We start from the raw sequence: 8,483 nt of genomic DNA, 5'->3' as shown, positions 1-8,483 counted from the left end.
AGACAACAGACCTGCTCAGCGTGAGCGGCAATGCCAGCGGTGAGGGCGGTACTGGCGTGAAGCTTAATGGTAACAATACGCTGGATAACGTGTCGCTCGCGGGTATAGCAACGAATGGCACCGGCATGAATATCAGCGGGCCAATAATCAATCATGGCAATACGGCGGTGAACGGTAAATCGACGGAGGGCGATGGAGTACGGCTCAATGGCGCGGTCACGGGCGGCACGGTCAACGGCAGTTCGAACAATGGCAGCGGCGTGAAAGTGGCGGGTGACACGGTGTTGGATAACGCCACCCTCAACGGTAGCAGCGCAGAGGGAACTGGGTTAGATATCCATGCTAATATCACTGGCAGTAACGGCAGTGGTGTTCAGGGTAATACGGCCAACGGCACCGGCGTGGCGGTGGGTAATGACGTTGAGCTGACCGGCGCGCAGACAACAGATTTACTGAGCGTGACTGGCAATGCCAGTGGTGAGCGCGGTACTGGCGTGAAGCTTAGCGGCAACAATACGTTGGATAATGTGTCTCTCGCGGGGAAGGCAATCGATGGACATGGTGTGGATATTCCAAACGATCCAGTGACCAATAAGGGTTATACGACTACCCACCCAACTGCTGTTCGTGTCGCAGCACCCGCATTTATCGGCAACAATGTCGTGATCAATGGTCAGTTGATCGAGAGAAGCGATCCTCGCAGCAATATTAATTCTGACCAAAATTCGGGCCATCTGCCGTCTAGCTCACGAGACATTACCGCCCAGTCTAATGGGCAAACGTGGGTGATTCCTTTTTCATTATTGAGAAAACGCGATCAGATCCTCAGCTCCCTTGAAGGGCATCACTTCCCTCTTTCTTCTCAACTGACTGCTTATCAACTTTCATCCGGGCAAGAAAGTGTTGGCAATATCAGCTTCAACATTTGTGTCCCAGCGCAGACAACCAGTGAAACAACAGGTTGCGATGAGCATGTGCTCGGGAAATGGATACCACTGTCATCAACACGCCACTAATAATAGGGTGCTGTTAGGGGGAAAGGGTGGAAAAGCCAATTGAAATTGCGCCCGTCATTGAGCGCCCAGCAGAATTTTCATTATCCTATTTTGAGTTTTTAGTCTGTACTCGGCGCTATGAAGCGGCGGGGCGAATGCTGATCTTTTTGCTAGAAGAGCTGGATGCTCATTATGGGCGTTGGGATGTATTTTCCCTCAATCAACAGCCGCAACAACAGCAAGAACACTACTGCAATCGCTTAGCTGCGGCCATTGGAAACTTGTTCTCTGATCCGGGATTCATTCTTTCAGAGACGGGTTTTTTACAACTGATCAATTTCCATCGTTGGATCGCCTTAATATTTGCCGCTTCCCCGTTTGGACATGCCGATCATGTGATTACTAATCTCAATCAGGCGGGGGAAGGGTCTGCACATCCTCTCCGGTTTGAGCGTAATACTTTCCTGAAGTTTTGCTTGATGTATCTGCCAGAATCGAGCGTGCCACTTCAGCCGGATATATTGTGGCAATTTAATCCGCAGGCGGCAGCTGCACTGTGTTTGGCACTTTTATCGCCAAGAATGTTACCCAGTGCGGCAGGGCATGCAAAGCGTGAGTTTTTACTCGGTTGGTTACCGGAAAAACTTTTAACATTAGGGGACATCGAACAGCTACCGGAGCGTATTTTGCATGATGTCTACATGCATTGTAGCTATGCTGATAGGCCAGAAAAGCACCGGATAAAGCGCAGCATCAATCTTCATTTACGCCAGACGCTGCTTCAAAATGGGCTATCTGATAGCCATATACCCCCGCCATCACGCAGTAAACCATTAATGCTCGTGATCTTAGAGTGGTTCAACAGTGGCCATTCTATCTATCGAACACACTCCAGTACCCTGAGGGCCGCCCGCACGCAGTTTTCTACCCATGGTGTCACCCTTGTCGAGGCCACTGATGCTATCACTCAGACGGTTTTTGATGAGTTCACTGAAGTGAATCGAGTGGGTGCGGTCGAGGAGATCGTGGCATTAGCGAAAAAATTACAGCCGGATGTGATCTATTTCCCCAGTGTTGGGATGTTTCCGCTGACGGTTGCCTTAACCAATCTTCGGCTCGCCCCGTTACAGGTGATGGCCCTTGGTCATCCGGCGACAACACATTCTGACTATATAGATGCGGTGTTAGTGGAAGAGGATTATCTTGGGGATATCGAGTGTTTCTCCGAAAAAGTGGTCCCGTTGCCTAAAGACTGCTTACCCTATGTGCCGCCAGCGAATATCAGCCAGCCTAATCCCATAGAGCAATTTGCTGAGCGCCCCGCAGTGCATATTGCTGTTTGTGCTTCTGCCATGAAGATTAATCCACGCTTTTTGGCCACCTGCGCAGCCATCGCCCAACGAACGGCTATACCTGTTGTGTTTCATTTTCTGGTGGGATTTTGCTGGGGCATTAGCCATCGTGTGATGGAAAAAGCGGTCACTAACATTGTTCCACAGGCCATCGTCTATGAGCATCTGGAATATTTGGATTACTTACAGGTGATCAATCAGTGCGACCTTTTTATTAACCCGTTCCCCTTCGGTAATACCAATGGCATCGTGGATACCGTGCGTCAGGGGCTTCCCGGTGTTTGTCTTAGCGGGGCTGAAGTGCATGAGCATATTGATGAAGGGCTTTTTCGCCGTTTGGGTTTGGCTGAAACCCTGATTACTCATAGTTTGGCTGACTATATTGATGTTGCGGTACGTCTGATCACGGATATCGAATGGCGTCATGACTTGCGCCGCCAACTGTTACAGATTCAGCCTGATAATGTGCTATTTATCGGTAAGCCTGAGCAGTTTGGGGGGATCGTTCGTGGTTTGCTGGACGAACTGCGCGGGGGAATAAAACAATAAAAAAGCCCCCAGAGATTGGGGGCTTGAGATGATCGACGGCTTGAGATTTTTGACAAAGTACTCGTTGCGTTGAGAACAGGCAGATCATAAAGACGCCGTGAATCCATCCTTGGAGGCTCGAGCCGCGCCATCCTTGGCGCGGACGCTTTACTTTTCTGCCTGTCCTCATCGTTTCAGATCGAGTTAGTGTTTGTCAGCAGTCTGGAAACCCCCAGTGATTGGGGGCTTGAATAGAGACAAATATAAATGATTAAGCGGCTTCAGTTTGCCGTGGTTTCGCTGGCTGCTTTACTTTTGGTTTAACCGCCAATTCATCTGCTTCAAATTCATCGACATTAATTGAACGCAGACGGCTATCTTCGGCTTTAGTCAGTACCGCCGCTTCTTCTGCACTGATTTTCCCTTCTGCCAGCGCGCGTTTTGCCAGCATATCTAGGCGAGTAAATGGCAGGCTCTTACCAGCTTCTTTACTCAGGCGTTTATGAATCGGTTCTGCTGCAATCACATCCTGCAATGCGGCTTCCAGCAAACCGACAGGGTTAAACTCGCTCGGTGTCAGGTATTGACCACGACCAATACGGCTGCGGGTTGCTGATGGCACTTGCAATAGTTGCGCTATCTGATGATCCAATTTATCTGATGGTGCCTGATGTGTGCGGCCAAATGGGAAGACGACGAAGCGCATCAATCCGGCAATCAAACCATTCGGGAAGTTACGCAGTAAGTCATCTAGCGCTTGCTCTGCTTGGTGCAGCGCATCTTGAACGCCCCAGTGGACCAGCGGCAAATCTTCTTTCTGGCGGCCTTCATCTTCATAACGTTTCAGTGTCGCTGATGCCAAATACAATTGGCTGAGAATATCCCCAAGACGGGCGGAAATACGTTCACGACGCTTCAGGCTACCGCCAAGTACACCCATTGAGACATCTGACAACAAGGCCAGATTGGCGCTCAGACGGTTCATCTGCTGGTAATAACGGCGAGTGCTGTCTTTCACCGGTGTGGCGCTGGTGCGGCCATCAGTCAGACCCAACCAGAAGCTGCGGATCTTGGCACTGCCAACATGGCCCAGATGCCCAAACAAGGCTTTATCAAACGCCGCAACATCGTTAGATTGTGCCGCCGCCATTTCATCAAGGACGAATGGATGGCAACGAATAGCACCTTGACCGAAGATAATCATGCTGCGAGTCAGGATATTCGCACCTTCAACGGTGATACCAATTGGCGCACCTTGATAACTACGGGCGATAAAGTTAGTTGGACCCAGACAGATACCTTTGCCCCCCGCAATATCCATCGCGTCCATCACGGCGCGCTGGCCTCGGTGAGTACAGTGATACTTAACAATGGCCGATAATACCGCCGGTTTCTCACCCAACATAATGCCACTGGTGACCAAAGTAGCGGCAGCATCCATCACATAGGCATTACCTGCAATACGTGCCAATGGTTCTTCAATCCCTTCCATTTTACCGATAGAAATTTTGAATTGACGGCGGATGTAGGCATAAGCACCGATCCCCATCGCCACACTTTTCAGGCTACCTGTAGCATTCGAAGGCAACGTGATGCCGCGACCCACCGACAGGCATTCCACCAGCATACGCCAGCCCTGACCGGCCATTTTTGGCCCACCGATAATGTAATCAATAGGGACAAAGATATCGTTGCCGCGTGTCGGGCCATTTTGGAAAGGCACGTTCAGCGGGAAGTGACGGTGACCGATTTCTACCCCTGGGGTATTCGTCGGGATCAACGCACAAGTAATCCCTAAATCAACGGTTTCACCCAATAGATGCTCAGGGTCCGATAATTTGAAGGCTAAGCCGAGCACCGTGGCGATAGGTGCAAGGGTAATATAGCGTTTGTTCCAAGTCAGACGCATGCCCAGCACTTGTTTACCTTGCCATTCCCCCATGCAAACGGTGCCTGTGTCGGGGATTGCGCCAGCATCAGAACCGGCCTCTGGGCTGGTCAGGGCGAAGCATGGAATCTCATCGCCACGGGCCAAGCCTGGCAGATAATGATTCTTTTGTTCTTCCGTTCCGTAATGTTGCAGTAATTCACCGGGGCCGAGGGAGTTAGGCACGCCCACGGTGATAGCTAAGATGCCTGAGACGCCAGACAACTTTTGCAGCACCCGAGCCTGCGCATAAGCCGAGAACTCAAGACCGCCGTACTCTTTCTTAATGATCATCGCAAAGAAGCGTTTTTCTTTCAGATACGCCCACAGTTCTGGCGGCAAGTCGGCCAATTCATGGGTAATCTGGAAGTCATTTGCTAAACGACAGGCTTCTTCAACTGGCCCATCGATAAACGCTTGTTCTTCTGCGGTTAACTGTGGTTTCGGGTAGTTGTGCAGTTTCTTCCAGTCAGGTTGACCTTGGAACAAATCGCCTTCCCACCAAGTGGTACCGGCATCAATAGCTTCTTTTTCAGTTCGTGACATTGCAGGCATGACTTTACGGAACATGCGCAATGCTGGTGCAGAAAACAGTGATTGACGCACAGGTGTGAGCAACAGAGGCAGTAAAACAATCATCAGTGGCAATAGTACCCAGTATGACCATAACTGCGACGCACCCATTGCTGCGGTGTAGACCACAAGAATCAAACTACTGAGATAGAGGTTCACCCGGTGATAGAACAACACACCAATAAGAACCAGCAAGGCAACAATGCTAAGAACCATCATAATAAAGCTCCTGAGATGTAGGAGGTCTGACCTGTTGAGTGATACATTTGTTTTAGTTCATCTCATTATTTTTATCAATACCATTACATGCTATTTACAACTCATCTCACAATTTGTTCTCAATCCTCGTGAAAACTCTCCTCTGTAACGCATCACAGCGCTTCTCGCTTTTTATGCTATCCGGTACACTGACACAGGAAAATATTGATGCCATAGGACTATAAAAGAGGCTCCCATGTACCACGATTTAATCCGCAGTGAATTGAACGAAGCAGCAGACACGCTGGCAAACTTTCTGAAAGATGATGCAAACATCGATGCTATTCAACGCGCAGCCGTCTTATTGGCTGATTCTTTTAAAGCGGGTGGCAAAGTCTTGTCATGCGGGAATGGCGGCTCCCATTGTGACGCCATGCATTTTGCTGAAGAATTGACTGGCCGTTATCGTGAGAATCGTCCTGGTTATCCAGCGATTGCCATCTCAGATGTTAGCCATCTCTCTTGTGTCAGTAATGACTTTGGTTATGACTATGTTTTCTCGCGTTATGTTGAAGCTGTTGGCCGTGAAGGGGATGTCCTGCTGGGCATTTCTACATCAGGTAATTCAGGCAACATCATTAAAGCGATTGAAGCTGCTCGCGCTAAGGGCATGAAAGTCATTACGTTAACAGGAAAAGATGGCGGTAAAATGGCGGGCTCAGCGGATATCGAAATCCGAGTACCGCATTTTGGTTATGCCGATCGCATTCAGGAAATTCATATCAAAGCGATTCATATCTTGATTCAGTTGATTGAAAAAGAGATGGTAAAAGCCTGATGTGCTGAGGTGATCAACGCCGAAACGAGTAGTGTTGATCACCTTGAATCACCCTCAATGAAACATTGTTTGGTAGAAACATTGTCTGTTAGAAGCATTGTCTGGTAAGTGAAAAACGCAGCTAACACCGCTGCAACAACAAGAATTAAAGGTCTAAGCGGGAGGTTAGTTATGTGCGAATTGCTCGGGATGAGCGCAAATGTTCCCACGGATATTTGCTTTAGCTTTACCGGTCTGGTGCAACGAGGTGGGGGAACAGGCCCACATAAAGATGGCTGGGGTATTACTTTCTATGAAGGTAATGGTTGCCGCACGTTTAAAGATCCCAAACCGAGTTTTAACTCGCCCATTGCCCGCTTGGTACAAGATTATCCGATAAAATCCTGTGCGGTGGTTTCGCATATCCGTCAGGCCAACCGAGGGGAAGTGGCGTTAGAAAACACTCACCCGTTTACCCGCGAAATGTGGGGCCGAAACTGGACTTACGCTCACAACGGGCAGCTAAAGGGCTATCGTCAATTAGATACCGGGACTTTCCGGCCGATTGGCCAGACTGATAGTGAATATGCTTTCTGCTGGCTGCTAAATCAATTAGCCAAGCGTTACCCGCGAACTCCGAGTAATTGGCCTGCAGTATTTCGCTATATCGCCACGCTATGCGAGCAATTGCGCAAAAAAGGGGTGTTTAATATGTTGCTCTCGGACGGGCGTTTTGTCATGGCGTTCTGTTCGACCAATTTATATTGGATAACTCGCCGTGCGCCTTTCGGCAAAGCGACGTTGCTGGATCAAGATGTTGAAATCGATTTTCAGCGTCAAACCACCCCCAATGATGTGGTCACGGTGATCGCCACGCAACCTCTGACAGTCAATGAGACCTGGCACAAAATTGCACCAGGTGAATTTTCATTATTCTGTTTTGGTGAGCAAATTTGATTTGGTCAGAGCGTACTGGGATGCCGGTGCGCTGGAAAGTGGCGGGCGGCTCAATACATATTGCCCGTTAATCACCGAGACTGCTGGTGGCATCCGGTTTTTGGCAAAATAGGTATATCCTGGCTGTAATTGACGCCAGAAATTGTAATCTGAAGAGTTACGGTGGCGCTGCATGTTTTGCTCGGTCATTCGGAAAGGATAAATACTGATATCGACTTTTTCCTGACCGAAGATAAATGCCGTTTGCACGTAGTTAAATATCTCGTCCATATAGGCATCTGTCATTGCATAACAGCCAATTGATTTACAAGCGCCATGGATCATCAGATATTTCCCTGAATAACCCTGAGACTTATCATATTCATTTGGGAAGCCAATATTGATTGCCCGATAAAACTTACTATCGGGTTTTAAATGGCGCATATCAATAGTGTAAAAACCTTCCGGACTTTTGAAATCACCTTCACGGCGTTTCGGGCCAAGGCCACCTGAGAATTCACAGATGCGATAGCTTTGTACCAGACGATACTCACCCTGTAACCTGGCATATAATTCCAGAGTACGTTCTTCTTTGAAGATCTGAATATAGACCGATGACCCTAGTAATTGCTGTTTAAGCTCTTTGGACACCGCCACTGGCTCACTGGCTGAGCTGGTGAAGGATACCGCAGGCAAACAAATTATCATCGCAAACAACAGCGCGACTTTGCCCATTTATTATTCCTACTTATATTTATAAGATGCCACTAACTTTTCTGATTTATAGGCGCAGATTATCAGTCAGGAAATTTTTAGCAATATATGTTTTGTATAAAATAAATACCAACTCGGTAAAGATGACTTAATGACACATTTTTACCGAATATATACAGAAGTTAGTGGGAAATGATTTGCATTTGCTTGACTCAAATCACGGCATTTTTCAGACACTGTAAGGTCTAGATGCTAGAATCGTGCGCTGTTGTTGGCTTGCTCATCGAATGGCTTTGGTGGTCATTTTTGCGTAAGAGACGATTAGCACCTAATTTCTACGATTCTTTCAGTCAGTATTCATGGTTGCCCTATAGAATCGGCACTTTGCTGTCGCTTATATGAAGCGTGAAAGTATCTTCTTTTGTGTGGCTGTACGCGTTGGG

General features: G+C 48.3%; 5 protein-coding genes and 1 pseudogene. 4 read left to right on the top strand and 2 right to left on the bottom strand.

Translation table 11 applies throughout. The features are described 5' to 3' along the window. Together BN68_RS24195 and BN68_RS20005 are read left to right on the top strand one after the other, a co-directional pair. Positions 1-1,016 (top strand): annotated as a pseudogene (locus tag BN68_RS24195) (hypothetical protein); the annotation flags it as partial. Between the two features lie 26 nt (positions 1,017-1,042). Next, positions 1,043-2,896 carry a glycosyl transferase gene (locus BN68_RS20005; protein ID WP_019212973.1) on the top strand — a complete coding sequence of 618 codons (1,854 nt, stop codon included), beginning with the start codon at positions 1,043-1,045 and terminating at the stop codon, positions 2,894-2,896. A gap of 250 nt (positions 2,897-3,146) precedes the next feature. Here the strand turns inward: BN68_RS20005 and fadE are convergent, their stop codons facing one another. Continuing rightward, entirely contained in the window at positions 3,147-5,594 is a 2,448-nt protein-coding gene (gene fadE, locus BN68_RS20000; protein WP_019212972.1) for an acyl-CoA dehydrogenase FadE, read from the bottom strand. 235 nt (positions 5,595-5,829) lie between these two features. Between fadE and lpcA the strand changes: the two genes are divergently transcribed. Both lpcA and BN68_RS19990 read left to right on the top strand, forming a co-directional pair. Further along, on the top strand, positions 5,830-6,411 hold the full coding sequence (gene lpcA, locus BN68_RS19995; RefSeq protein ID WP_004707432.1) for a D-sedoheptulose 7-phosphate isomerase: 582 nt from the start codon (positions 5,830-5,832) through the stop codon (positions 6,409-6,411). A 171-nt stretch (positions 6,412-6,582) separates the two neighbouring features. Continuing rightward, positions 6,583-7,347, top strand: coding sequence for a class II glutamine amidotransferase (locus BN68_RS19990; protein ID WP_019212971.1), 765 nt, complete (start codon positions 6,583-6,585; stop codon positions 7,345-7,347). Here BN68_RS19990 and dpaA read toward each other — a convergent pair. Further along, complete coding sequence (gene dpaA / locus BN68_RS19985) at positions 7,321-8,061, bottom strand: peptidoglycan meso-diaminopimelic acid protein amidase (RefSeq protein WP_019212970.1); 741 nt, start codon at positions 8,059-8,061, stop codon at positions 7,321-7,323. The two genes, BN68_RS19990 and dpaA, sit on opposite strands and share 27 nt — an antisense overlap. Between the last annotated feature and the right edge of the window lie 422 nt (positions 8,062-8,483).

The organism is Yersinia massiliensis CCUG 53443 (assembly GCF_000312485.1).
Classification (GTDB): Bacteria; Pseudomonadota; Gammaproteobacteria; order Enterobacterales; family Enterobacteriaceae; genus Yersinia; species Yersinia massiliensis.
Note: the sequence above shows the minus strand (reverse complement) of the source record. Positions and strands in the feature narration are given on the sequence as shown.

Excerpts from the sequence above, each read along its gene's own strand:
- fadE (WP_019212972.1), bottom strand. The coding sequence starts at position 5,594 with ATGATGGTTCTTAGCATTGTTGCCTTGCTGGTTCTTATTGGTGTGTTG.
- lpcA (WP_004707432.1), top strand. The coding sequence starts at position 5,830 with ATGTACCACGATTTAATCCGCAGTGAATTGAACGAAGCAGCAGACACG.
- dpaA (WP_019212970.1), bottom strand. The coding sequence starts at position 8,061 with ATGGGCAAAGTCGCGCTGTTGTTTGCGATGATAATTTGTTTGCCTGCG.
- BN68_RS19990 (WP_019212971.1), top strand. The coding sequence starts at position 6,583 with ATGTGCGAATTGCTCGGGATGAGCGCAAATGTTCCCACGGATATTTGC.